Source organism: Gilliamella sp. CG25 (assembly GCF_046635705.1).
Lineage (GTDB): Bacteria > Pseudomonadota > Gammaproteobacteria > Enterobacterales > Orbaceae > Gilliamella > Gilliamella apicola_I.
In genome coordinates this window covers 13,326-39,079 of sequence record NZ_JBIDFJ010000014.1, presented here as the reverse complement: position 1 = coordinate 39,079, position 25,754 = coordinate 13,326, and the positions used below count along the sequence as shown (strand labels likewise).

Below are 25,754 nucleotides of genomic sequence, written 5' to 3'. Positions count from 1 at the left end.
TTGCCTGTCTATTTATACAGTTTTTCTTTATTATTTCAATTTCATCAGGTAAACTAAACAACAATAGTTTATACACTCGATATCAATGACAACATACACTTTACTCATTAATACTGTATTTGATTGAGTAATTATTCTTTTTTCATTGTTACATGTCATTGATAAATCTGATAACACTCAATATTAAGGATTAATTGTGATAGGTCGTTTACGCGGAATCATTATAGAAAAACAGCCACCCAAAGTGCTTATTGATGTGGGCGGTGTCGGTTACAATGTTTTTATGCCCATGACCTGTTTTTATGAATTACCCAACAATGGTCAAGAAGTTATCGTTTTAACACATCTGATTGTTCGTGAAGATGCCCAATTATTATATGGATTTAATCATGAACAAGAACGCGAATTGTTTCGTGAACTGATCAAAGTGAATGGCGTTGGACCAAAATTAGCATTGGCAATATTATCAGGAATGTCGGCTCAACAATTTATCGTGGCGGTTGAACAAGGTGAAATCAAAACGCTGGTTAAATTACCGGGCGTGGGGACTAAAACGGCAGAACGATTAATTGTGGAAATGAAAGATCGTGTTAAACGCTTTGGTGAAGAATTATCTGACTCAATGACCATTGTTGAAACTGGCAATATCAAAAAATCCTCAAATCAAATTGAAAGTGAAGCTGTTTCCGCCCTTATTGCTTTAGGCTATAAGCCACAAGAGGCCAGCCGTATAATCAGTAAAGTTATCAAGCCTGAAATGGATTGTGAAACGCTTATACGTGAAGCATTAAAATCAGCGTTATAAAAAGGTAAGCATTATGATTGAAGCGGATCGTTTAATAGCTCCACAAGCTCAAAAAGAAGAAGAGTCTCTAGATCGTGCAATTCGTCCAAAGTATCTGGATGAATATATCGGGCAACCTCATGTGCGTGAGCAAATGAAAATTTTTATTCAAGCCGCAAAACAGCGTAGTGATGCACTCGATCATGTTCTTATCTTTGGCCCTCCCGGGCTGGGTAAAACAACCTTAGCAAATATTGTTGCTAATGAGATGAGTGTTAATTTGCGCACTACCTCTGGCCCAGTTTTAGAAAAAGCGGGTGATCTTGCTGCCATGTTAACTAATTTAGAGCCTAATGATGTCCTTTTTATCGATGAAATTCATCGATTATCGCCAGTCGTTGAAGAAATCTTATATCCGGCAATGGAAGATTATCAATTAGACATTATGATAGGTGAAGGCCCTGCTGCGCGTTCAATTAAAATCGATCTACCACCTTTTACCCTTATTGGTGCGACAACAAGAGCTGGTTCATTAACATCGCCATTACGTGATCGCTTTGGAATCGTACAACGCCTTGAATTTTATCGTGTTGAAGATCTGGAATATATCGTTAGTCGAAGTGCCAAATTTTTGGGTATGGATTTATCTTGTGAAGGGGCTCATTTAATTGCCAAACGTTCACGGGGTACTCCTCGAATAGCTAACCGTTTATTACGTCGGGTTAGAGATTATGCTGATGTAAAATCAAAAGGTATCATCGATGAAAAAATAGCGACCCAAGCACTCGATATGCTCGATGTCGATAATGAAGGCTTTGATTATATGGATCGTAAATTACTGCTAGCTATTATTGAAAAATTTATGGGTGGTCCGGTTGGTTTAGATAATATTGCTGCTGCAATTGGCGAAGAGCGAGAAACGATTGAAGATGTGCTTGAGCCTTTTTTAATTCAGCAAGGTTATATTCAAAGAACACCAAGGGGCAGAATTGCAACACCGCATGCTTATCGGCATTTTGGCATTATTCACGAATAACGATTTTAATCAGTTTAAATTATTAATAGATCTCTAAATTAAATGGATTAAATACCGTCAATTGACGGTATCTTTTATTTTAAGTCATCCTAATTCTTTTTCGGTAAAAATCCCGCTAAATAAGTCAGTACTTAAATAACGTTCACCCGATGAAGGTAATATTACCACAATGGTTTTATTGCTATTCTCCGGTAAGTTAGCCAATCTATCAGCGGCAAAAACTGCTGCTCCTGAAGAGATTCCCGCCAAAATTCCCTCCTTTTCCATTAAAATGCGCGCAGTTTCGATCGCTTCTTCATTCGATACTTTTTCCACTAAATCAATTAAACTCAAATCCAAATTAGCCGGAATAAAACCCGCTCCAATACCTTGAATTTTATGTGGCCCTGGTTTAAGCGGTTCGCCAGCAAGTGCTTGAGTGATTACAGGTGACTGGCTTGGTTCGACCGCAACCGCCGTAATATTTCGACCTTGGGTATTTTTAATGTAACGTGTTACGCCTGTGAATGTTCCGCCTGTTCCTACTCCTGCGACAAAAATATCTATCTTTCCATCAGTATCAAGCCAAATTTCAGGCCCGGTTGTTTTTTCATGAATTTCGGGATTGGCTGTATTGCTAAATTGTTGTAGCATAATATTACGTTTGGGATTACTTGCTACCATTTCCTCAGCCTTTTCAATGGCGCCTTTCATTCCTTTTGACGCTTCTGTTAGAACTAAATTTGCACCTAATGCTTTCAATAATTTTCGTCGCTCAATGCTCATGCTTTCAGGCATGGTTAACGTTAATTTATAACCACGCGCTGCGGCAACGGCTGCTAATGCGATACCTGTGTTACCGCTGGTGGGTTCAATCAATTCAACATCCGGCGTTAATAAACCACGCTTCTCCGCATCCCAAATCATATTTGAAGCTATACGACATTTAACACTAAAACTGGGATTGCGTGACTCCACTTTAGCTAAAATATTACCATGACCAAAATGCTTTAAACGAACAAGAGGTGTATAACCAATAGTTTGAGAATTATCATCAAATATCTTACCCATGAATAAATCCTTATTAAAATATTAGAAAGGGATAGCATTGGAACATTATCGCTAATCATAGCTAATATTATAAATAGAACTCAAAAAGATGATACTAATTATTCATTATAACATTATGCATTTTAGCTATATCTTTGATCTAAGGAGTAATGCAATAAATCTAGACGCTGATTTAGCGATTATTTAAATGTTCATCGAAGTCAACAATATTCATTCCGTGTGCATTGGCATTTTTTTAATAAACACCGCTTTCCGTATCTAATTCCTGTTCAATGTTTTTGATCGCTTGTTCACACCGTTGAATACGATTATCCAGTGTTGCAATCTTGATTGGATCGATTGACTCAGCAGAAAGTAATAACTCATATTTCATTTCTTGCAATCGACGCAAATAATCTAAATGGCGACAATGTTTTTCAGAGAGTGTTTCTTGAATTGAAAGTTTAGATTCTTCTTTTTTACGAAGTTGATGCGTCGCTAATTCACGGGTGAGGGCGGTGATTTGATTAACTAACATTTCAGACAAATAGACAATTTGTTCATCTTTTTGATTCATCGCATTATTGACTAAAGCTTGAAAAGTTTGTTTGATTTTTTCTAAATAAAAAGCGTTATCCGTATTGATTTTGGTGGTATTAAATAAGTGTTCATCAAAATAGTGTTCTTGATAATTTTGTTGTTCAGATATATTGACTTGTTGTTCAAGTATATCAATTTGTTTTTTTAGTGATGCCAGCCGTTTCTGCATTTATTTTGATCTTAATAATGAGTTTCTGAACTATCATCTTGAGCAAAGTAATTGCCAAAATGCTTTTTTGATAAAGTTATCAGTTTCATAAATGATTCGAAGGTTAATTTTTCGTTCGTTTCTTTATTTTCTACCAAAATTTTTTTTTCAATTAGTTTTGATTGAATATGATTATAGCAATCGACTAAATTGAGTGGTAACGGAGATTGTGAACGCTTGCCTAACCAATAGATACCCTGAACAGGTAAACTTAACGCAAACAAGATTGCGATAATCGTCACCGCTAATTGTGCTGGCATATAATATTGCCAAACAGCTAACGCAATAATTATTGGGGGTAAATACTTCTTCGCGGTTTTTATGTGGTTTATGATTTTTAATTCGGGAAATGAATACGAAAGTGCTTTATCTTTTGGACAAAGTTCCATATATCGTTGACCAGTCTTAAATGCCTTAACTAAATTCATAAATTTGTGATTCCTCGACATTCACCTATTATTGTCTTAAAATAGTGCCATCCAATTAGGGGCTTTCTTTATTTTATCTTAAAATGCAGAATATCAGAAGTCACCTTGTATATTCACATCGATTATTAAATCATGTGTAGAGTTACCAATTTTGATTGGTATATATCTTTTTATTCAATTTATAGGAATTACTATGTCGTCAAGTAACAATGTTCTTGTTCTAAATTGCGGAAGCTCATCTTTAAAATTTGCTATTATCAATCCTGAAAATGGCGATGAATTTTTATCTGGGTTAGCTGAATGTTTTAATCTTCCTGATGCACGCATTAAGTGGAAACTTGATGGAAGTAAAAACGAAGCATCTTTAGGCGCAGGAGCTGCACATAGCGAAGCAATTAAATTTATTGTTAATAGCATCTTCCCACAAAAACCAGAATTATTAGATAGTATTAAATCTATTGGGCATCGAATCGTTCACGGTGGCGAAAAATACACGCAATCAGTTGTAATTGATGATTCTGTTCTAAAAGGAATTGAAGAAGCATCAGCATTTGCACCATTACATAATCCAGCGCATTTAATCGGTATTCGTGAAGCATTTGCAGCATTTCCTCATTTGAAAAATAAAAATGTGGCTGTGTTTGATACGGCATTCCATACAACCATGCCGAAAGAAGCATATTTATATGCAATTCCTAACGAATTATACACCAAATATGGTGTTCGCCGTTACGGTGCTCATGGTACAAGTCATTACTATGTTAGCCGTGAAGCGGCAAAATTATTAAATAAACCAGTTGATCAAACCAATGTGATCACTTGTCACTTAGGTAACGGTGCGTCAATCACAGCAGTTAAAAATGGTAAATGTGTTGAAACCTCAATGGGTCTAACTCCATTAGAAGGTTTAGTCATGGGAACTCGCAGTGGCGATATCGACCCTGCAATTATGTTCTTCTTACACGACAACTTAAAAATGTCTGTTGCTGATATCAATAACTTGTTAAATAAAAAATCAGGTTTATTAGGTTTAACTGGTGTAAGTAGCGATTGCCGTTATGTGACAGATCACTATGACACTGATGAAAATGCGAAAAATGCCCTAGATGTATTTGTACATCGTTTAGTCAAATACATTGGTGGATATGCAATGTTATTAGATGGTCGTTTAGATGCGATTATCTTTACAGGTGGTATCGGTGAAAATGCAGAAGAAGTTCGTCGCATGGCGCTTCAAAAATTATCAATTTTAGGATTTGAACTTGACCAAGAACGCAATTTAGCTGCTCGTTTTGGTAAAGGCGGCACAATCACTAAAGATGGTTCAGCAATTGCAATGGTTATTCCTACAAATGAAGAACTCGTCATTGCTCAAGATGCTGCGCGTCTAACTGCTTAAAAGACAAATAAAACCGCCTTTATGGCGGTTTGTTTTTATATTTAATAAAGAATTAAGAGGAAATTGATTATGTCTCGTACTATTATGCTAATCCCAACCGGAACCAACGTCGGGTTAACAGGTGTGAGTCTTGGTGTTATTCGAGCAATGGAGCGTCAAGGAATTAACTTAAATGTATTCAAACCTGTTGCTCAACCAAGAGCAGGTGGGGATGCGCCCGATAACACCACCACTTTAGTAAGCAGAAACACATCTATACCAGCTTTAAAACCACTAAAAATGAGCCATGTTGAAAATCTATTAGGTTTAAATCAACAAGATGTGTTAATGGAAGAAATTGTCGCGCTTTATGCTGAAAATACCAAAGGTGCAGATGTTGTTTTAGTTGAAGGGATTGTGCCTACCAGTGATTATCCTTTTGCTAACGAACTAAATAATAATATTGCTAAAACATTAGGTGCTGAGATTATTTTTGTTGTTAATATGGGTAAAGATACTCCAGAACAATTAAAAGAACGAATCGAAATTGCTCGTTCTAATTTTGGCGGTATTAAAAATGAAAAAATCGTAGGTGTTATTGTCAATAAAGTGAATGCCCCCGTTGAAGAACAAAGCCTTGCACGTCCAGATGTGGCAGAAATTTATCATACACCAAAATTTGATGATAAAAAAATCACAATCGACGATTTAAATGCGCACAGTCCTTTACCGGTACTTGGCTGCATTCCTTGGAATATGGATTTAAGTGCATGTCGTGCAATTGATATTGCCAAACATTTTGATGCAAAAATCATTAATGAAGGTGAGATCAAAAACCGTCGTATAAAACACATCTCATTTTGTTCTCGCAGTGTGCCAAATATTGTTAATCATTTACAACCAAATGCATTACTTGTCACATCAGCTGACCGTGTTGATGTTTTAGTTGCAATCAGTTTAGCCGCAATGAATGGTGTGGCAATTGGAGGGGTATTATTAACAGGTGGTTATGATATAGATGAAAAAATCTATAAATTATGCCAACCTGCATTTGATACAGGTTTACCGGTATTTACGGTAAAAACCAATACATTCCAAACTTCAATCTGTTTACAACAGTTTAATTTAGAAATTCCTGTTGATGATAAAGAGCGCATGGAAAACACACAAAACTTTGTTGCTGACCATATTGATAGCAATTGGATCAAGTCGCTAAACCAAGTAGTGAATTCTGTTCGTCGCTTATCTCCTCCTGCATTCCGTTATCAATTAACTGAACTTGCACGGAATGCGAAAAAAGTGGTGGTATTACCTGAAGGTGATGAACCAAGAACAGTTAAAGCAGCCGTTATTTGTGCAGAGCGTGGAATTGCAAAATGTGTGTTAATTGGTAATCCAGATGATGTGCGTAAAGTTGCTGCTTCACAGGGAGTGACATTGGGTGAAGGCGTTGAAATCGTCGATCCTGAAAATATTCGTGAAAAATATGTACCGCGTTTAGTTGAGTTACGTAAAAACAAAGGCATGACCGAAGTAATTGCGCGAGAACAATTGGCTGATAACGTTGTGCTTGGAACCATGATGCTTGAAGCAAACGAAGTTGACGGTTTAGTGTCTGGTGCAGTGCATACCACGGCAAATACAATTCGCCCACCATTGCAATTAATTAAAACGGCACCGGGTAGTTCTTTAGTTTCCTCAGTATTCTTTATGTTAATGCCTGACCAAGTATACATTTACGGTGACTGTGCAATTAATCCAGATCCGAATGCGCAAGAACTGGCTGAAATTGCGATTCAATCTGCTGATACTGCTATTGCCTTTGGTATTGAACCAAGAGTTGCAATGATCTCTTATTCAACCGGTAGTTCAGGTCAAGGTGCTGATGTTGAAAAAGTGAAAGAAGCAACCCGAATTGCTCAAGAAAAACGTCCAGATCTCATGATCGACGGGCCTTTACAGTATGATGCTGCTGTCATGCCTGATGTGGCTAAATCGAAAGCACCTAATTCTCAAGTTGCAGGTAAAGCAACCGTATTTATCTTCCCAGATCTTAATACGGGTAACACGACTTATAAAGCCGTACAACGTTCTGCTGATCTTGTTTCAATTGGTCCTATGCTTCAAGGTATGCGTAAACCAGTTAATGACTTGTCTCGTGGTGCATTAGTGGATGATATTGTTTATACCATTGCATTAACGGCGATCCAATCAGCGCAAGAACAAAATGCAAATAACTAATTTATATCGGTTATTTCAATATAAAAAAGAGGTGAGTAACATCACCTTTTTTTATATGCATTGATTTTTACCACACGCTTTTTTATCGACTCCATTAACGCTATTTCATTAATGTTATTTGATTGGTCAAAAAAAGTGTTTTAATTGACTATAATAAGAGTCAATACTCAGTTTTTTTAAATTAAATTTTACAATATAAAGGGGAGTAGAGACACAAGAATAAAATATAAAAATAATTCTAAGATAATTCATACTGTTTTAACAAAAAAATTTCAATTCACTCTTCATCTCATAACTGATTAAAAATTAATTAATGCCTTGAATTGATTATCAATCTTAATTATTTTTTTATAAAAAATAAATTGATGAATTTTTATCTTTTATGTAATACAATTGTATGTAAATGTTAACAAAGGTAAAGCTATATGAAAAGTCTTGAGCAAGACTTGATTAGAATTATTGCACCGAGTTTATATCATGACACCTCATGGAATGAAGCTGAGGTATTAGGGGCTATGATCTGGTTATGGAATCGAAACCCTGAATACAAAAAAGCGGAATTAAACTCCGCTTTAACCGTTTTGTTACCTATTATTCAGTCTAAAAATTTTGCTCTATTTATTCACAACAACCAACCGCTAGGTTATTTAAATTGGGCTTATCTCAATCGAGAACAAGAGCAACTCTATTTAAACAAAAAAAAGCCTTATATCAATTTTGTTCAATGCAATCAGCCAATGGAATCTACACGCTTGTGGATATTATCTTTTTTTTGCCCATTTGGACTGCATGAAGTGTTACTAACCAAATCGTTAGGAAAAAAAGTCCTAAAAAATAATCTTTGCTTTTTTGGCTATCACAAGTCAAAAACAGAAACAGTCGTTAAAAAAGTTCAGTGCTAATCATTAATATGCAGTTTAGATCTGTTTTTTCTCTATAGTTTCAGATGGTTCTTAATTAAATCGTTGTCATTCTCGATAGTAATTTGTTGTCGTACTTATTTTTTATCGTTAATTTGAAGGAAATTAATATGAACCAAATTTATCAAACGAAATTTAATGTTATCACGGGTACTACTATAGTGTGTTCTGAATTAGTACGACGAGCAAGTAAAGCAATGATAACATTAAGTGTTTTAGTTACCTCTGCTTCTTCGTTTGCTTTAGACTGTACCGCCAGTGCCGATGGCTCTTACTTGGTCGGTCAAAATAGCCCAAGCTGTAATAATATTAACGCAGCGACCGTTAACCAATCGGGTAATGCCAGTTTTTATATTCTTACTCGAAGCCGATTACATGAACAACTCAATGTCGGTGATACAACGCTTACCGCCAATGTAAACGGTGATTACACTGGTCTGGCTAATCAATATACCTATGGCGTGTCGGGCGGATCAATTAATGCAGGTAATTTAAATTTTACCTTGAATAACAACGGTAACATGCTAGGTCTTGCCACTTATCACAATGTTAATCTGACTGCAAAAAATGTGGAATTAAATATCAATGATAACTATACGCGTGGTGGCAATTCAAGTGGTACGGTTGCTTCTTATGGTTTATTAGCTGGTTCGTCAGTTAATGCCGGTGAGAGAGATACATATAATGGTAAATACAGTACCATCACAGTGGATAGTTTGAAAATTAATCAAACAGCAAAGGGGGGCAAAACCCAGCCAATTTTAAATAACGGTATTCGAGCAATTCAAGGAGCCTATGATAATTCAGGCGATGGTTCTGCAGGACAAGTTATTATCAATGATAATTTAGATATGACATTAACGGGAAATCGCTCAATCGGTATTTATGTTTCGGGCAATCCAACCAATCATGGGGGTGCAGAAAATAAAGGCCGAAACGGTCAGTTAACCCCAAAAGTAATTTTGAAAGGAGAGAAAAACACTATCATCATTAATAAAGGTAATGATAACTCAAGGTTAAACTGGGATAGTGTGGGGATTAAACTGGGTAAAACCCGTAATACAGGTGAGGGGCCAGGTATTTTAGAATCACATGGGGAGTTGACTATTGATACCACTAACGCTTTAAATGGTAGTGGTATCAAAATGGTTAGGAATTCTTCATTAACAGCAAATTTTGATAATAGTAAAACGATCATTAAAACCAATGGTTATGCATTGGAAATTGGAACCCATGATGATGCGACTTCAAGTGGACAATTTGAACAAGCTGCATCACACAATATGAGTATCAGTTTAAATAATGCAATATTTACCACAACAGGAACAAGTGCTGATCCCGTAATTGAAGGTTCTGTTGCACGCAAAGATTTAATTTTTGTTGATCAAGGTCAACAAAATGTTAATTTTACAATTATGGGTGATGAAACCGATCTCCATGCTAATCAAGACGGCTATATTCTCAACGTCAGCGGTAATTACACTGCACCTAATTATCAATTTTTTTCTAATACGTATGATGCTAACGGTGTTGAACAAGGACATGATGACTATGAAGTTTCCTCTGTCAGCTTTTATGCTTATGGTAAAGGAAGTATGACTGGGTTAATTTCCAAAGGGCAAGTAAAAGAAAAGGAGGGTCAAATTCTTGATATAAATAAAGAACCAGGAGTTTGGTTAGATTTAGCTAATGACTTTCGTTGGAATTTGCAAAAAAAAGGTAATGATAATATATCAAAATTAAATACGATTCTAATTGAATCTGGTGGAACAATCAATGCAGCTTATAATGATGATGGTGGTAATGATTTTATCGTACAAGCTGATGTTTATAGCAATTCAGGCATTATTAATTTAGATAATTCCTCTCATCAAAAATATAATGATATATTAACTATCGATGGTAACTATACCGGATCTAATGATGCTCAAATAAGATTGAACACATCGTGGAATAATGCCAGCGATACTTATGCGATGAATTCACAATCTGATGTGTTAAAAATCACAGGTACTGCATCTGGTTGGACTAAAGTGATACCGATAGATGCGAATGGCACAGAAAACGTGATTGATGGTAATATAAGTCAAATTGACGCAGTGATAAATACTGTTCCCGTGATTTATGTAGGACAAAGTAAAAATGAACTTAATTTTCATGGTGAAGCGCACACAAACGGCGCGACTGAAATTCAACTAGCAAAACGTCAAACAGCTGATGGTGACGAATATTTCTGGACTATGCAAGCAGGTACGACACCACCACCACCGCCGCCGCCACCACCACCGCCGCCACCGCCGCCGCCGCCGCCACCACCACCATCGCCGACGCCAGAACCGCCGACGCCAGAGCCACCGACGCCAGAGCCACCGACGCCACCGACGCCGACGCCGACAATTAAACCTAAACCCATTTTTGCCAGTCCGGTAGCAGGATATGTTGCTATGGCGAGAGTCAATCAGGAACAAGGATTTTTAAGTATTGGTTCTTTACATGAACGTCGGGGAGAATACACCAATTTTGATTTAGCAAATTGTAATACTTGTGAAGAGTTTTTAAGTGAAACTTGGGGTAGGATTTTAGGCAAACACATAAAACAAGATGGTAAAGATCGATTAAATTTAGAGAGCGATATATATGGATTCCAATTTGGTCATGATTTGCTGAATAATGTAAGTGATGATGGAAGTCATAATTATACAGGTATCTATTTAACCTATAGCAAAGCGCATACCGACTTTTCCGATAAATATCGAGCTGTACATGGGATAATTGACCATAATAAACGAACAGGAAAAGGCAAATCAGAATCATTGAGCTTGGGATTAACCAATACTTATTTTTCAGTAGAGAATAACTATTTAGATTTAGTTGGACAGTTTTCCTATTTACGTAATAAATATGAAGCTCGTAATGGTAATAATCCACATACTCAAAATGGGTGGGCATTTGCCATTTCGGCTGAAGCTGGGCACACCTTTAAACTAAATCAGAATGATCTTGATAAAGACTATTGGATAGTTGAGCCTCAAGTTCAATTAGTGTACCAATATGTTGATTTAGATAGTTTTAAAGATAAATATCGTCGTGTTGATCAAAATAATCAGGATCTATTACGGGGTAGAATCGGTATTCGTTTGGGTAATAATAACCAAGCAACAGTTGAGCAGCATACCACATTCTATGCAATTGGTAATATTCTGCATGACTTTATCAAGCCAAGCCAAGTTACCATAGGTAGAGATAAACTGCGTGAAAATTATGCTCGTACATGGGGAGAATTGGGCGTTGGGTTAAAAACGCCTTTATTTGAAAAGACTTATCTTTATGGCGATGCTCGCTACGAACACGATTTTGGAAATACCAAACGGCAAGGTTATCGAGGAAATATCGGTATTGAACATAAATGGTAAGTGTAAATTAATAATGTAAATTATGATTTAGTTTCAAAGTGTTATCTATGTTACACTCATCTTATACGTAATGGCTTGTTTAGCATTACGTATATTTTTTATCTAACATAATAGTAAGTTACATAATAAAAAATATTGATTTTTTTAGACTTATTAATCAACTAAGTTTGCAGCAAGATAACTCAATAATCATAATGAATAGCTAAAAACAGCAAATACTTAAATTTTTAACTCAAGCTATTCTTTAATCAGTTCGGTTTTTTAAGAGTGTTAAAAGCATCGTCATAAAGTGCTTTTTATCCTCTTTTAATATTGAAAAAAATTCTTGATCCATTTGTTCAACTAAAGGAACGGTTTCATTTGCCTTATCAAGCCCTTTTTGCGTTAATACAATTGATTTTGCACGACTATCTTTGATTGAACAAGTGCGTTTAATGTAATCTTTTTTCTCTAAATTCTCTAATATTTGAGAAATAGTCATGACATCAATATTCGTTTTATTGGATAGAATAACTTGTGTTATCTCATCAGGATATTGAGATAAATAAGCTAGGGTCGCTAGCACAATAAATTGGGGATGTGTGATAGACTGTTTTTTTAAACAATTTTTTATATTTGTATGCCAGGACGAATAAGTTTTCATAAAAAGAAAACCAACAGAGTCTGAATCAGATTGGAATTGCGTCAAAAACTTATTGTCCTTTGCCATAACTTACCCTTCAACTAAACTATTTAATTTGTATGTTTTATCAATAATATCATCCGAAATCTGTTTAATAAAATTATAAGATGCATGAGTATCCATTTTCGGATCCGGTTTTAATGAAATTTCTGACTTCAATGCATATTGATTATGCGATAATTCAATAATTTGATGTGAAAAATAGAGTAAACCTATGTCAGGCATATCAAATTGTTCGGTAAATTCTTGTTCATTAATTATTTTAGATAACGTCACGTCCATTTCTGGCATATTTTGTAATTTAAAAATACCTTTAGAACCGGTTTTTAACTCGCCCGTGATACGAAAATCTTCAAGATCGGTTTCCCATAATTTTCTGAAATTAAGATCAGTATAGTATGGCCATATTTTAGATGGTGTAGCCTTTGTTGGTAGTACAAAAGAAATTGAAATAGTATTCATCGTTTTTTCCTCGTTTTGATAAGTCTGCATATTATAAGTATACTTATTAAATAAGTAAAGAAATTTTATTGTATTAAAAAAAATTATATTCATTATTAAAATCAGTTGGTTAATTCAAAAAGAAAATAATTAAGATCTGACTAATTCATATAAGGATTGTCGTTTTATTAACAAAATAAAATACCGTATCAGGATATATTGAAACTTGCAAAGGTAAAATATTTACAATTGTTTTTTTATTTAATCCGTTCAATTTAGTCGGTAAATGATACAATACCACCTTGATTTTGTAATAGACCATAGTTTAGGAACAAATTTGATGAAAAATGACATCCACCAGCAACGTATTTTAATTCTTGATTTTGGTTCACAAGTTACCCAATTAATTGCACGTCGGATTCGTGAAATTGGTGTTTATTGTGAGCTTTGGCCGTGGGATGTATCGGAAGAAAAAATTAAACAATTCAATCCTAAAGGGATTATTTTATCGGGTGGTCCAGAAAGTACGACAGCACAAAATAGCCCAAGAGCCCCCGAATATGTTTTTAACGCAGGTGTGCCTGTTTTAGGTATCTGTTATGGTATGCAAACTATGGCAATTCAAGTTGGTCAAGGTGGACAAGTCACCGGTTCAAATCAACGTGAGTTTGGTTATGCTAAAGTCGACATTATCGGACGCTCAAAATTAACTGACGGCATTTTAGATAGTACTAACAACGATGGTATAGATCAACTTGATGTCTGGATGAGTCATGGTGATAAAGTCACAACTTTACCGGATAGTTTTACGGTCATTGGTCGAACAGAAACCTGCCCATTTGCCATCATGGCTAATGATGAAAAGCAATTTTATGGCGTTCAGTTTCATCCCGAAGTCACTCATACAATAAAAGGGTTTGAATTGCTCCAACGGTTTGTAATCAATATTTGTCATTGTGAAAAACTATGGACACCATCTTCTATTATTACCGATGCAATTACCCGAATAAAAGAAAAAGTCGGCAAAGATAAAGTATTACTAGGGTTATCGGGTGGCGTTGACTCTTCTGTTACGGCATTATTACTCCATCAAGCCATTGGTGATCAGCTGACCTGTGTTTTTGTCGATCATGGTTTATTACGTTTGAACGAAGCGCAACAAGTTATGGACATGTTCGGCAATAAATTTGGGTTAAATATTATAGCCGTGAATGCCGAAGACCGCTTTTTAGCAGCCCTAAAAGGGGAGGCCGATCCCGAAGCTAAACGCAAGATTATAGGGCGTGAATTTGTCGCTGTGTTTGATGAAGAAGCGGCAAAACTCAAAGATGTGAAATGGTTAGCACAAGGTACTATTTATCCTGATGTGATCGAATCTGCGGCAGCTGATACCGGTAAAGCACATGTGATTAAATCGCATCATAATGTCGGTGGTTTGCCAGAAGAGATGAAAATGGGGTTAGTGGAACCACTACGAGAACTTTTTAAAGATGAAGTACGTAAAGTTGGGTTAGAGTTAGGTTTACCATATGACATGTTATATCGTCATCCATTCCCTGGACCGGGTTTAGGCGTTCGAGTACTTGGCGAAGTGAAAAAAGAGTATTGTGACTTACTCCGTCAAGCTGATGCGATCTTTATCGAAGAACTTTATAAAGCCGACCTATACCACAAAGTCAGCCAAGCTTTCACCGTATTTTTACCGGTACGTTCAGTCGGCGTAATGGGGGATGGGCGTAAATACGACTGGGTTGTCTCGTTACGTGCAGTTGAGACTATCGACTTTATGACCGCTCACTGGGCACATCTGCCATATGACTTCTTAGGACGAGTATCAAATCGGATCATTAATGAAGTAAACGGAATATCTCGCGTTGTCTATGACATCAGCGGTAAACCGCCAGCGACGATTGAGTGGGAATAAAAAATAACTTAATAATCCAGCATAATCGAAATATCAGCGCTGATAAAGCGCTGTTTTTTGCTGTAGTATTTTCCAATCTGCTGATTACAAACAGTATAACAGTCATTTGGGTAGAGAAATTGTCTTATTATCGTTGATGATTAAAAATGCGTGCTTAATGTCTAATTACAACCTTATCCTTTAAACCCAATCAAGATAAGGTTGTCATGTTTATTCCATAAAATGATCTAAAATAAACTATTTTTATTAACCGATTTTACTTTTTCTACATGGGACTCAATGACATCCCAATGTTCAACGATCTTATTGCCTTCGACACGATAAATATCACATACCTTATTCACGGTACCGTCTGGTAGGGAACATTTATAAAATACGTAAACCATATTCGCTTCACAACTGATGTTGACAATATCGAGTTTGGGTTTAGTTTTAATAAACTCTTTGAAAAATTTAATAAATCCTGCTTGACCATCTTCAACCTGAGGATTATGTTGAATATAGTTTTCTGATACATAATGAGGAATTTTATCCACATTACCGTTAATAAAAACATCTTGGTAGTAATTTTCGATCAATTCTTTATTTTTCATCATAGTTACCTTTTGTTAGAAAGACATACATTCTATTGAAATCAATGATTTATTAAGAAAAGAAGAAGATCTGAATAGCTATTGTGTATTAAAAAATGGATATGATAATGATAAAGACTGTAAATAATAAATGGCTGTTAGTGTTATACCACCTCCTTAATCAAATGTCACGATTTCTGTTTAAACTCGATTAGTCTAAAGTCGACCATATTAGGTCATTTTAATCTTACTGCGATAACTTAACACAATAACTAATTATTTTATCAAAATAAAGCATTCGTCATAGGCATCAAAAAAGTCTAAAGGCTATCATAGTCTATCTATTAAAATGTATTGGATAAGTATATACTTAAACAAATGCTGTGTATTTGTGATATCAGTAATGTTTCATTTATGAAGGATTATCAAATATGATTTTAGGTAATATTAACCATTTAAATTTAGTCCCTTATTTGCCTGCCAAAATAAAGCAATCGATTGAATATATCAAAGATAATGTCAATCAAAATACGCCTATAGGGCGTTATGACATTGACGGTGATAAGATATTTTTTATGCTATCTGATAGTTCAACTCGTCACATTGACAAGGCTAACCCTGAATATCATCAAAAATATATTGATGTGCAAATTGTATTAGACGGTCAAGAGGGAATGGCGATTAATACTTTACCACCTTACACTAACAGGCTCGATGATCAACTTACTACTAACGATATTGCATTTGTTGAAACCTCGAAGGAAGAAACATTACTGGTTTTGCATTCAAACGATTTCATTGTTTTTTTTCCTAATGAAGTCCATAAACCTTTGTGTGCAATAAACAATAACATTAATACTGTTCGTAAAGTGGTCATTAAAATAGCCTTAGATCATCTTTAATTTAGGAATCATTGCGCTAAATTGAGATGAATTTAGCGCATATACTATGACATACTTGCCAAAATTGCATCCAAGCAAATGAGTTTAATAAATAGTGAACATCTATTTTCAATGCTTACTTCGAAAAGTCGGTTAACTGGCACATTATGCTTAAATGTTCTGGCATTAACGGAGTACGATAAAACTCATTATGATATTTTGCTCATTGAATTTTATTGATAAATTTGTTAGCGTTAATAAAAAAACCGTAAAACCCATAAACTCATCAACGGTGAATTAGTACTATATTTCATCACTCATCACTGGTATAATATACAGTTAAATTTTCATTTGAATTGTACAAAAAACATACTTAAGAAGAGATCTATGTCAATTAAAGATATCGATATTCGAGGTGCGAGAACGCACAACTTAAAAAATATTAATGTCATTATTCCACGCGATAAACTTGTCGTTATTACTGGGCTTTCAGGTTCTGGTAAATCTTCATTAGCATTTGATACGCTTTATGCAGAAGGGCAACGGCGTTATGTCGAGTCATTATCCGCCTATGCACGACAGTTTTTATCATTAATGGAAAAACCCGATGTTGATCACATTGAAGGATTATCGCCAGCGATTTCAATTGAACAAAAATCTACATCGCATAATCCACGTTCAACGGTCGGCACGATTACTGAAATTTATGATTACCTCAGGTTGCTTTTTGCCCGAATAGGAGAGCCTCGTTGTCCAAATCATAATTTACCGTTAGCAGCGCAAACCGTGTCGCAAATGGTCGATAGCATTATGGCATTACCGGCTGAAAATCGATATATGCTACTTGCACCAGTGGTGACCGAACGTAAAGGGGAGTTTGTTAAGCTTTTTGAACAGCTTTCTGCAAGCGGTTATATACGGGTAAGGGTAGACGGTGATGTCTATGATTTATCTGATCCACCACAACTTGAATTACAAAAGAAACATACTATTGAAGTTGTTGTCGATCGTTTTCGTATTCGTGATGATTTAAAACTACGTCTGGCAGAATCGATTGAAACAGCACTATCCATTACCAATGGTATAGTTAAAGTAGCTAATTTGGATGATCCAAAAGCTGAAGAAAAAATATTTTCGGCTAATTTTGCCTGCCCAATTTGTGGTTACAGCATTTCTGAGTTGGAACCTCGTTTATTTTCATTTAATAATCCAGCGGGTGCTTGTCCCGAATGTGATGGTTTAGGTGTTCAACAGTACTTTGATCCTAAACGCATTGTACAAATGCCTGAAGTTTCGTTAGCTGCGGGCGCAATAAAAGGCTGGGATCGTCGTAATTTTTACTATTTTCAGATGTTAAAATCTTTGGCGGATCACTATAAATTTGATATTGATAAGCCTTACGAAAAATTACCTGAAAAAATAAAAGATATTTTATTAAATGGTTCGGGTAGTACCGAAATTACCTTTGTTTATACTAATGATCGTGGTGATGTGGTTAAACGAAAACATACTTTTGAAGGTATCATTAATAACTTAACGCGTCGCTATAAAGAAACCGAATCACAAACGATTCGTGAAGAATTAGCTAAATACATCAGTAACCGCCCATGTCCATGTTGTCATGGATCAAGGTTATGTACAACAGCAAGACATGTATTTATTAACGATACAAATTTACCAACGATTAGTGATTTAAGTACTCAACAAGCAAAAGAATTTTTTGACAACTTAGTATTAACCGGCCAACGTGCCCAAATTGCAGAAAAAATTCTGAAAGAAATTAATGACCGATTACAGTTTTTAATTAATGTTGGACTTAATTATTTAACGTTATCACGTTCGGCAGAAACCTTATCCGGCGGTGAAGCGCAACGTATTCGCTTAGCCAGTCAAATCGGTGCCGGTTTAGTTGGCGTAATGTATGTACTTGATGAGCCTTCTATCGGTCTACATCAGCGTGATAATACTCGCTTAATTGATACATTGACTCATTTACGTGATTTAGGTAATACCGTCATTGTGGTTGAACACGATGAAGAAGCGATTATGGCTGCCGATTACGTGATTGATATTGGTCCGGGGGCAGGGGTTCACGGGGGCGAAGTTGTGGCTCAAGGAACACCTAAACAAATCATGGAAAATAATGCATCGCTTACAGGAAAATATTTATCCGGTAAAGAAAAAATCGAAATCCCCGCAACACGTACTAAAGTTGATAAAAAACGGATGTTATCGCTAATCGGGGCAACGGGTAATAATCTTAAAGATGTCACGTTAAATATTCCGGTCGGACTGTTTACCTGTATCACTGGGGTATCGGGATCGGGCAAATCCACTTTAATTAATGATACTTTATACCCACTCGCTCAAAATGAACTCAATGGCGCTGAAAAAAGTGATATTGCACCTTATAAATCCATTAAAGGTCTTAACTTTTTTGATAAAGTTATCGCGATAGATCAAAGTCCGATTGGACGAACACCACGTTCAAATCCTGCTACTTATACAGGATTTTTTACATCGATTCGTGAGCTTTATGCAGGAGTACCTGAAGCACGAGCCAGAGGGTACAATCCGGGGCGATTTAGCTTTAATGTAAAAGGTGGACGTTGTGAGGCTTGTCAAGGCGATGGCTTAATTAAAGTTGAAATGCACTTTTTACCTGATATTTATGTGCCATGTGATCAATGTCATGGTGCACGCTATAATCGTGAAACGCTTGAGATCAAATACAAAGGTAAATCTATTAACGAAATTTTAAATATGACCGTTGAAGAAGGGCGTGAATTTTTTGATGCGGTTCCAATGATCTCTCGAAAATTACAAACCCTGATTGATGTTGGTTTGGCTTACATTACCATTGGTCAATCGGCAACGACATTATCGGGTGGGGAAGCTCAGCGAGTTAAATTAGCCAAAGAACTATCAAAACGTGACACAGGTAGTACGCTCTATATTTTAGATGAGCCGACGACTGGCTTGCACTTTGCCGATGTTAAACAATTACTTGCGCAATTGCATACTTTACGTGATAAAGGTAATACTATTGTCGTCATTGAACATAATTTAGATGTCGTTAAAACCGCTGATTGGATTGTGGATCTTGGGCCAGAAGGGGGAAATGGTGGCGGTGAAATTATTGCCGAAGGTACACCAGAAGAGGTTGCAAAATCGAAAATATCTTACACGGGTCAATATTTAAAACCACTATTAGATAAACAAAAAAGAAAGTAAAATAGAGTCAATTTTGATTAAAGGATTAAAAAGGACGGGAGGCAACTCCCCACTTTTATTTATTTCTCTATTAATAAACATCGATAAAAAGTTCATTAATTGAATTAGTTTAACTTTTTATCGATATAATAATCAGAAAATAGGTACATCTAGGGAGGGGCTTTTGTCATTAGAAATCTTAGCGATGATCATCATCGCCTATCTTTGTGGTTCATTGTCAGGTGCTATGATAGTTAGTCATGCTATGAAATTGCCCAACCCCTTAACGCATGGCTCTCACAATCCTGGGGCAACCAATATTCTACGAATTAATGGTAAACTACCTGCTATTGTTGTCTTAATTTTTGATATGTTTAAAGGTACGCTACCTGTGTATCTGGCGTATCGAATAGGAATATCGCCCTTCTTTTTAGGTATTATTGGCATTTCTGCTTGTCTTGGGCATATTTTCCCCTGTTTTTTTCATTTTAAAGGCGGTAAAGGGGTTGCGACAGCATTAGGGATGATGGCACCGATTGGACTTGATTTTACAGGATGTTTTATACTGACTTGGCTAATAACCTTATTGATAACGGGCTACTCATCAGTTGCTGCTATTATCGGGTTTCTTATGGCACCATTTTATGTTTGGTTGTTTAAACCTGAGTTGACCTTACCGGTAACTATGCTTTCTTGCCTCATTATTGTTCGCCATAGTAGTAATATTATGCGTTTATTAAAAGGTGAAGAACCAAAAAGCTTAAAGCGATTAAAACTGTAATTTAATGGCATCAGTCGGATTCAGATCGGTTAACATAACAGTATTGACATGACGATAGCGATGAAAAATGAGTTGTTAACTTCACAAATTATTACTTGATGATTATCAGTTAGATAATTAGCCTAAAAAAGTATCAATCTCAATAAAATTCTCGAAAAAAGAACACGTACATTGATGATGATTGATTCTTCATCGAATTAATTGGTGTTATCACTTTCTTTTTAACTTAACTTATCCAAAAATAATCATCTTTTCAGTTTAATGGTATTGAGTATATTGCTCTTTGGATTCATCATTGACCAAAAATAACGTTGTATCACTGGCTAACACCGCGTTATGCAAACGTATTTTATCTTGTTCATTAAGCTGCTTAATACAAGCAACGACATAACTACACGTTTTATTTTGTAAGGCTTTTTCAATCGTTGATACCAGATTTTCATTTTTTATATTGGTGATATGGATTACTTTTTGCTTATCTAAACCGGCAAAGTTAACCCAAGATCGCTTTAACATCGGTCTATCGGATAACCAAAGCTGCCATTTTTTTGCTTTATTAAATGAACGTAATAACGGTCGCTGTTGTTGTAATACTTGCTGAAAAGGAGATTCAAACTCAAACGCCATAATTTGTTGTGATGATTGTTCAATAAGCATAATGACCTCTAACTGTATTAATATACAGTGTATATTAATACAGTATTTAAAGGTTGTAAATATTTTTTATGTTATGTTAGGCTAATCAATTATTAGGCTAACAAAGCGATCAAGAACGAAAATATTGATAAGTCCAAATGCCTAAAAAAGTCATCAATACCGAGCCAACAACATGGATACCTATTGTCGCTAATGCCCATGTTACTCTGCCTTCCTGCAATAAATTAACAATTTCAGCCGAAAAAGTAGAAAAAGTTGATAAACCACCACAAAAACCCGTGACGATTAATAAACGCCATTCAGGGGAAAGATTAGAATGATTAAAAAAAGCGATGGCAAAACCAATAATATAGCCAGCAATTAAATTAGATAATAGTGTTCCGATTGGAATAGTAAAGGCAACCACATTGAATTTAAGTGATAAAAACCAGCGAAGTAAACCACCCGCTACAGAACCGAATGAAATGGCTAAAATAAGTTTTAGCATCAACAATCCTTAATAAAATTTGAGAAATGATTTTTACTCAGTGAATGAGAATGTCATTATAAAATGACTTAATGAATATTGACTAGTTTTTGTATAACAAATTCTAATAACGCTGCTTAAACACTGAGTTTCAATAGGGTATCAAAAAAATAGAGTTCTTAAGGTATATCTAATAGTACTTAACATAAGTTATTCAAATCAATCTTAACCGATTAAATTGATTTGTTAAGGAATGAATGATAAACATAGAAATTTATTATTAGATTACGATAAAATGGAGATCTCAAAAGATTCAAACGGAAATTATATGTTTACGGGTATTGTACAGGGTGTTGGTCAAATAATTGATATTAACGATCAAGATAAATTACGAACTTATAAAGTTAAACTTCCAAGTCAGCTAACGCAAAATATTGAAATTGGTGCGTCAATTGCGAATGATGGATGTTGTTTAACGGTAACAGGTTTTGCAGATGATTGGGTCTCATTTGATATCATGCAAGAAACGCTAGCTTTAACCACATTAGGTGATAAAAAACTGAATGATTACGTTAATATTGAACGCAGTGCAAAATATGGCGATGAAGTCGGTGGACATATCATGTCTGGACACATCTCTTGTACAGCAACGATTGTTGATATTCAAAAAACGGCAACCAATTGCCAGATGCAACTTACACTACCCAAACAGTTTATAAAGTATGTTTTATATAAAGGTTTTATCGGCATTGATGGCGCTAGTTTAACGGTGGGCGAAGTAGATGAAAATCGTTTTAAAATTCACCTTATTCCCGAAACATTAGCGATAACAACGCTTAAAAATAAAAAAGTTGGTGATAAAGTCAATATAGAAATTGATTCACAAACTCAAGCGATAGTTGATACGGTTGAGCGAGTATTAGCAACTAAATTTAAATGAGGTTGAAATAGAACATTGGGATGTAAACTGCCGATTAGTCAATAAGTTAGTTATTTATTTTATTCATTTAAAATATAAGGAGTAAACATGCGTCATTCTACCAAATTGAAACCCTTGTTTTGCGGAGTATTATTGTTATTCACTAGTTACAGTTATGCATCTGAAATGCAGCTATCCAGTCCTGATTTAAATAAAAATGGTTTTACAGATCAATTTATTTATAATCAATTTGGTTGTCAGGGTAAAAACCTATCGCCTAGCATTGAATGGAATAATGTACCTAAAGAAGCAAAAAGTTTGGCATTAACCATGTATGATCCAGATGCGCCAACCGGATCAGGATGGTGGCATTGGACGGTTGTCAATATTCCGGTCGATACGACAGCGTTAAAGCAATCAGCTGGTAATAATATTGATTTATTGCCTAAAGGAAGTCAGCAAGTTCGTAATGATTTTGGTACGGCAAATTATGGCGGACCTTGCCCACCAGAAAACTCTAATCACCGTTATCAATTTACACTCTATGCACTTGATATAGACAATATCAATGTTGATGATAAAACAACGCCAGCTTTAGTTGGTTTTATCATCAATTCGCATCAAATCGCTAAAGCATCCATTACCTTCAATTACGGTCGTTGATGAGAAAGTTACTCTTCAATATGAAGTCTTTAATTAGTGATTGAATATAAAAGCTTGATAATATCGAAATCAAATAATCAAACCCAAAGTATACAAAATCAACATTATTTGATTTTGTATACTTACTCAACGGAAAGTTTTATTTATCTTGCAGGAATTTAGCGATATTAGCAATATCGTTAGGTGTGGTTTGACAACAACCGCCAATTAATTTAGCACCAGATTCTATCCAGTTTGTTAACTGATTAGCAAATGTACAATTATGTTGCGGGTTAGGGTGCCATTGTTTGATTAAAGGATCATATACTTCGCCAGAATTTGGGTAAACGATTAATGGTTTTGATGTGAGTTTGTTTAATACATTTAGTGACCTTGTCACTTTTTCTAATGCAATGCAATTGATGCCTACACTGGCAATTTGCTCAATATTATTTAAATATTCGACAACTAAAGATAACGGTGTTCCATCACTCAGATGCTGATCATCTTTCAGTGTAAATGAAAACCAGCAACTTATTTTAGGAAATTGTTTAATCACCTTTGTTAATGCTTTTATTTCAGTAAAAGAAGGCAAGGTTTCACAAGCGAGTAAATCCACATTGGCATCGATAAGTGCTTTTATGCGGACATAATGAAAGTCCATAAAGGCTTCTTCAGTCAGTTGATAGGCTCCTGTATATTCGGAACCGTCAGCTAAATAGGCGCCATAAGGCCCAACAGACCCGGCAATAAGTAAAGGTTTAGGTTGGTCTAATTCGCTTAAATACTGTTGTTTAGCTTGTTGTGCAAGTTCAACACTTTTTTGTATTAACGCAATAGAATCGTTGAGATTAATGCCTTTTTTAGCAAATCCTAAAGGTGTTGCTTGATAACTTGCTGTAATGGCACAGTCTGCGCCAGCTTTAAAATAGTCATAATGAACTTGCCGAATTAATTCAGGTTGCTCAAATAATACTTTTGCTGACCATAAACTATCATTTAAATCGCTTCCACGACGTTGTAACTCGCTGGCAAGTGCACCGTCAACAATGATAAAGTTTTTTTGGTTTAATAAATTCTTAATCGGATTATTATTAATCATTTTGAGTAACTCGAGTTTTGTACTTATGCGTCAAATGGTAAACCATAAAACAAACGATGACAAAAGGGATGCCACAATATAGCGCTATTCGTTGTTCTGAATCAAAAGCCAGTCCAATACAGGCAATCACGCACAAAATTGTGCCTAGAATCGGGACTAAAGGGTAGTAGGGCGCTTTATATTTTAAATTAATAATTTGTTCTTGAGAAAGCTTTTGCCTAAAAAAGTAATGTGATACACAAATACTTAACCAAACAGCAACCACGGCAAAACCTGAAATAGCTGTTAACGCAACAAAGACTGTATCGGGTGCAATCACACTAGAAAACAACGCCAGTAATCCCCCTAACATACTCACCGTTATAGCGGTGGTTGGAATCCCTTTAGTGGTTAATCTTGAAAAGCATTTAGGCAAAGTACCTTGATTTGATAACGACCATAACATTCGACCTGATGCATAAAGTCCTGAATTAGCCGCCGATAAAATGGCAGTTAAAATTACAAAATTAAAGATATCGGCAGCATAAGGGATACCAATATTTTCAAAAACCATCACAAAAGGACTTTTAATGACGCCTGCTTGTTCCATGGGCAATAAAGCCGCCAGTACAAAAATAGTGCCAACAAAAAAATGATTAACCGTAAAATGGTTGTTTTTATGGCTAAAGGAATACTTTTTTCAGGCTGCTTAGTTTCACCCGCAGCAATACCAATTAGTTCTGTACCAGAAAAGGCAAAATTAACCGATACCATTGTCATGATGATAGGTGTCAATCCATGTGGAAACCAACCATTATCTGTAATATTGTGTAGAAATGGGGCTGGCATATCGTTTTTCATCGGTATAAAACCAAAAATAGCTGCGCTGCCCGCAATAATAAAAACTATAATCGTAATGACTTTAATTATTGAAAACCAAAATTCACTTTCCGCAAAAAATTGTGCAGTCACAATATTCAAAACAAATATAACTGCACAAAAAATTAAACACCAAACCCAAACAGAAATATCCGGAAACCAATACTGCATACACATACCCGCAGCGGTTAGACTTGAACCCAATGCAACTGTCCAGGTTAGCCAATATAACCAAGCAACGGTATAGCCAGTAGCAGGGCTAATGAAACGGGAAGCATACGTATGAAAAGCACCGGTTTCGGGCATAGCAACCGCAAGTTCGCCAAGGCACAACATAACTAAAAAAACGACCAAAGCACCAATTAAATAGGCAATAATCGCTCCCACGGCTCCTGCGGTTGCAATAATATAACCGGTATTAAAAAATAATCCTGTGCCAATCACGCCACCTAACGATAACATAATTAAATGCCGAGTTTGCATAGTACGTTTAAATTGATTCTCAGGTGATTTAGATAGATGATTGTTCATAACATGGTATGTCCGCTAGCGTATTAAAAAATTATTTATTGTCTCAAT

General features: G+C 35.6%; 21 protein-coding genes and 1 pseudogene. 12 read left to right on the top strand and 10 right to left on the bottom strand.

Annotated features, from left to right (window positions below):
* Window positions 1-196 precede the first annotated feature (196 nt).
* Window positions 197-805, top strand: a complete 609-nt coding sequence (ruvA, locus tag ACGH6P_RS10070; RefSeq protein WP_065558172.1) for a Holliday junction branch migration protein RuvA — start codon at window positions 197-199, stop codon at window positions 803-805.
* 13 nt (window positions 806-818) lie between these two features.
* Window positions 819-1,820, top strand: a complete 1,002-nt coding sequence (gene ruvB, locus ACGH6P_RS10065; RefSeq protein WP_267351879.1) for a Holliday junction branch migration DNA helicase RuvB — start codon at window positions 819-821, stop codon at window positions 1,818-1,820.
* Window positions 1,821-1,904: 84 nt separating this feature from the next.
* On the opposite strand, the gene cysK is transcribed toward ruvB, so the two are convergent.
* The 3 genes from cysK to yfbV all read right to left on the bottom strand — a co-directional run bounded on the left by cysK (window position 1,905) and on the right by yfbV (window position 4,085).
* On the bottom strand, window positions 1,905-2,870 hold the full coding sequence (gene cysK / locus ACGH6P_RS10060) for a cysteine synthase A (protein ID WP_411597388.1): 966 nt from the start codon (window positions 2,868-2,870) through the stop codon (window positions 1,905-1,907).
* 235 nt (window positions 2,871-3,105) lie between these two features.
* The gene (gene priC, locus ACGH6P_RS10055) at window positions 3,106-3,618 is read right to left on the bottom strand and encodes a primosomal replication protein PriC (protein WP_267360057.1); all 513 of its coding nucleotides are present in this window, start codon (window positions 3,616-3,618) and stop codon (window positions 3,106-3,108) included.
* An 11-nt stretch (window positions 3,619-3,629) separates the two neighbouring features.
* A complete protein-coding gene (gene yfbV, locus ACGH6P_RS10050) occupies window positions 3,630-4,085 on the bottom strand; it encodes a terminus macrodomain insulation protein YfbV (protein ID WP_267351883.1) in 456 nt (151 codons plus the stop codon).
* A 193-nt stretch (window positions 4,086-4,278) separates the two neighbouring features.
* Between yfbV and ACGH6P_RS10045 the strand changes: the two genes are divergently transcribed.
* The 4 genes from ACGH6P_RS10045 to ACGH6P_RS10030 all read left to right on the top strand — a co-directional run bounded on the left by ACGH6P_RS10045 (window position 4,279) and on the right by ACGH6P_RS10030 (window position 12,037).
* Window positions 4,279-5,484 (top strand): acetate kinase, encoded by a 1,206-nt coding sequence (locus ACGH6P_RS10045; RefSeq protein WP_267360055.1) that lies wholly within the window; start codon window positions 4,279-4,281, stop codon window positions 5,482-5,484.
* Between the two features lie 69 nt (window positions 5,485-5,553).
* Entirely contained in the window at window positions 5,554-7,704 is a 2,151-nt protein-coding gene (pta, locus tag ACGH6P_RS10040; protein ID WP_411597387.1) for a phosphate acetyltransferase, read from the top strand.
* Window positions 7,705-8,129: 425 nt separating this feature from the next.
* Complete coding sequence (locus ACGH6P_RS10035; protein ID WP_267360053.1) at window positions 8,130-8,606, top strand: toxin-activating lysine-acyltransferase; 477 nt, start codon at window positions 8,130-8,132, stop codon at window positions 8,604-8,606.
* A 128-nt stretch (window positions 8,607-8,734) separates the two neighbouring features.
* Window positions 8,735-12,037, top strand: a complete 3,303-nt coding sequence (locus tag ACGH6P_RS10030) for an autotransporter outer membrane beta-barrel domain-containing protein (protein ID WP_411597386.1) — start codon at window positions 8,735-8,737, stop codon at window positions 12,035-12,037.
* A 244-nt stretch (window positions 12,038-12,281) separates the two neighbouring features.
* Here the strand turns inward: ACGH6P_RS10030 and ACGH6P_RS10025 are convergent, their stop codons facing one another.
* On the bottom strand, window positions 12,282-12,746 hold the full coding sequence (locus tag ACGH6P_RS10025; RefSeq protein ID WP_411597385.1) for a MarR family winged helix-turn-helix transcriptional regulator: 465 nt from the start codon (window positions 12,744-12,746) through the stop codon (window positions 12,282-12,284).
* A 3-nt stretch (window positions 12,747-12,749) separates the two neighbouring features.
* Window positions 12,750-13,181, bottom strand: coding sequence for a hypothetical protein (locus tag ACGH6P_RS10020; protein ID WP_267351888.1), 432 nt, complete (start codon window positions 13,179-13,181; stop codon window positions 12,750-12,752).
* 319 nt (window positions 13,182-13,500) lie between these two features.
* Here ACGH6P_RS10020 and guaA point away from each other — a divergent pair, with 319 nt between their 5' ends.
* Entirely contained in the window at window positions 13,501-15,084 is a 1,584-nt protein-coding gene (gene guaA / locus ACGH6P_RS10015; RefSeq protein WP_411597384.1) for a glutamine-hydrolyzing GMP synthase, read from the top strand.
* A gap of 227 nt (window positions 15,085-15,311) precedes the next feature.
* Here guaA and ACGH6P_RS10010 read toward each other — a convergent pair whose 3' ends face one another.
* Entirely contained in the window at window positions 15,312-15,677 is a 366-nt protein-coding gene (locus ACGH6P_RS10010; RefSeq protein WP_411597383.1) for a nuclear transport factor 2 family protein, read from the bottom strand.
* Window positions 15,678-16,087: 410 nt separating this feature from the next.
* Between ACGH6P_RS10010 and ACGH6P_RS10005 the strand changes: the two genes are divergently transcribed.
* The 3 genes from ACGH6P_RS10005 to plsY all read left to right on the top strand — a co-directional run bounded on the left by ACGH6P_RS10005 (window position 16,088) and on the right by plsY (window position 20,531).
* The gene (locus ACGH6P_RS10005; protein WP_411597382.1) at window positions 16,088-16,558 is read left to right on the top strand and encodes a YhcH/YjgK/YiaL family protein; all 471 of its coding nucleotides are present in this window, start codon (window positions 16,088-16,090) and stop codon (window positions 16,556-16,558) included.
* 372 nt (window positions 16,559-16,930) lie between these two features.
* Window positions 16,931-19,771 carry an excinuclease ABC subunit UvrA gene (gene uvrA, locus ACGH6P_RS10000; RefSeq protein ID WP_411590790.1) on the top strand — a complete coding sequence of 947 codons (2,841 nt, stop codon included), beginning with the start codon at window positions 16,931-16,933 and terminating at the stop codon, window positions 19,769-19,771.
* Window positions 19,772-19,934: 163 nt separating this feature from the next.
* Window positions 19,935-20,531, top strand: a complete 597-nt coding sequence (plsY, locus tag ACGH6P_RS09995) for a glycerol-3-phosphate 1-O-acyltransferase PlsY (RefSeq protein ID WP_267351893.1) — start codon at window positions 19,935-19,937, stop codon at window positions 20,529-20,531.
* Window positions 20,532-20,789: 258 nt separating this feature from the next.
* On the opposite strand, the gene ACGH6P_RS09990 is transcribed toward plsY, so the two are convergent.
* Both ACGH6P_RS09990 and crcB read right to left on the bottom strand, forming a co-directional pair.
* Complete coding sequence (locus tag ACGH6P_RS09990; protein ID WP_267351895.1) at window positions 20,790-21,188, bottom strand: cell division inhibitor SulA; 399 nt, start codon at window positions 21,186-21,188, stop codon at window positions 20,790-20,792.
* Between the two features lie 109 nt (window positions 21,189-21,297).
* Window positions 21,298-21,675: a fluoride efflux transporter CrcB gene (gene crcB / locus ACGH6P_RS09985; RefSeq protein WP_267351896.1), complete on the bottom strand. Its 378-nt coding sequence runs from the start codon at window positions 21,673-21,675 to the stop codon at window positions 21,298-21,300.
* 307 nt (window positions 21,676-21,982) lie between these two features.
* Here crcB and ACGH6P_RS09980 point away from each other — a divergent pair, with 307 nt between their 5' ends.
* Together ACGH6P_RS09980 and ACGH6P_RS09975 are read left to right on the top strand one after the other, a co-directional pair.
* Window positions 21,983-22,594 (top strand): riboflavin synthase subunit alpha, encoded by a 612-nt coding sequence (locus ACGH6P_RS09980; protein WP_267360041.1) that lies wholly within the window; start codon window positions 21,983-21,985, stop codon window positions 22,592-22,594.
* 87 nt (window positions 22,595-22,681) lie between these two features.
* Window positions 22,682-23,236, top strand: a complete 555-nt coding sequence (locus tag ACGH6P_RS09975) for a YbhB/YbcL family Raf kinase inhibitor-like protein (protein ID WP_267360039.1) — start codon at window positions 22,682-22,684, stop codon at window positions 23,234-23,236.
* 139 nt (window positions 23,237-23,375) lie between these two features.
* Here ACGH6P_RS09975 and mmuM read toward each other — a convergent pair whose 3' ends face one another.
* Both mmuM and mmuP read right to left on the bottom strand, forming a co-directional pair.
* A complete protein-coding gene (mmuM, locus tag ACGH6P_RS09970) occupies window positions 23,376-24,317 on the bottom strand; it encodes a homocysteine S-methyltransferase (protein ID WP_267360037.1) in 942 nt (313 codons plus the stop codon).
* Window positions 24,310-25,706: pseudogene (mmuP, locus tag ACGH6P_RS09965) on the bottom strand (S-methylmethionine permease). The gene mmuM and the pseudogene mmuP overlap by 8 nt, the downstream one beginning before the upstream one ends.
* Window positions 25,707-25,754: the final 48 nt, after the last annotated feature.

Bases quoted from the DNA above. Each gene is read 5' to 3' on its own strand.
- ACGH6P_RS10010 (WP_411597383.1), bottom strand. From the start codon at position 15,677: ATGAAAAATAAAGAATTGATCGAAAATTACTACCAAGATGTTTTTATT.
- ruvB (WP_267351879.1), top strand. From the start codon at position 819: ATGATTGAAGCGGATCGTTTAATAGCTCCACAAGCTCAAAAAGAAGAA.
- priC (WP_267360057.1), bottom strand. From the start codon at position 3,618: ATGCAGAAACGGCTGGCATCACTAAAAAAACAAATTGATATACTTGAA.
- ACGH6P_RS10025 (WP_411597385.1), bottom strand. From the start codon at position 12,746: ATGGCAAAGGACAATAAGTTTTTGACGCAATTCCAATCTGATTCAGAC.
- ACGH6P_RS09990 (WP_267351895.1), bottom strand. From the start codon at position 21,188: ATGCTTATTGAACAATCATCACAACAAATTATGGCGTTTGAGTTTGAA.
- ACGH6P_RS10020 (WP_267351888.1), bottom strand. From the start codon at position 13,181: ATGAATACTATTTCAATTTCTTTTGTACTACCAACAAAGGCTACACCA.
- ACGH6P_RS09975 (WP_267360039.1), top strand. From the start codon at position 22,682: ATGCGTCATTCTACCAAATTGAAACCCTTGTTTTGCGGAGTATTATTG.
- cysK (WP_411597388.1), bottom strand. From the start codon at position 2,870: ATGGGTAAGATATTTGATGATAATTCTCAAACTATTGGTTATACACCT.
- ACGH6P_RS10030 (WP_411597386.1), top strand. From the start codon at position 8,735: ATGAACCAAATTTATCAAACGAAATTTAATGTTATCACGGGTACTACT.
- guaA (WP_411597384.1), top strand. From the start codon at position 13,501: ATGAAAAATGACATCCACCAGCAACGTATTTTAATTCTTGATTTTGGT.
- pta (WP_411597387.1), top strand. From the start codon at position 5,554: ATGTCTCGTACTATTATGCTAATCCCAACCGGAACCAACGTCGGGTTA.
- ACGH6P_RS10045 (WP_267360055.1), top strand. From the start codon at position 4,279: ATGTCGTCAAGTAACAATGTTCTTGTTCTAAATTGCGGAAGCTCATCT.
- crcB (WP_267351896.1), bottom strand. From the start codon at position 21,675: ATGCTAAAACTTATTTTAGCCATTTCATTCGGTTCTGTAGCGGGTGGT.
- ACGH6P_RS10035 (WP_267360053.1), top strand. From the start codon at position 8,130: ATGAAAAGTCTTGAGCAAGACTTGATTAGAATTATTGCACCGAGTTTA.
- yfbV (WP_267351883.1), bottom strand. From the start codon at position 4,085: ATGAATTTAGTTAAGGCATTTAAGACTGGTCAACGATATATGGAACTT.
- ACGH6P_RS10005 (WP_411597382.1), top strand. From the start codon at position 16,088: ATGATTTTAGGTAATATTAACCATTTAAATTTAGTCCCTTATTTGCCT.
- mmuM (WP_267360037.1), bottom strand. From the start codon at position 24,317: ATGATTAATAATAATCCGATTAAGAATTTATTAAACCAAAAAAACTTT.
- ACGH6P_RS09980 (WP_267360041.1), top strand. From the start codon at position 21,983: ATGTTTACGGGTATTGTACAGGGTGTTGGTCAAATAATTGATATTAAC.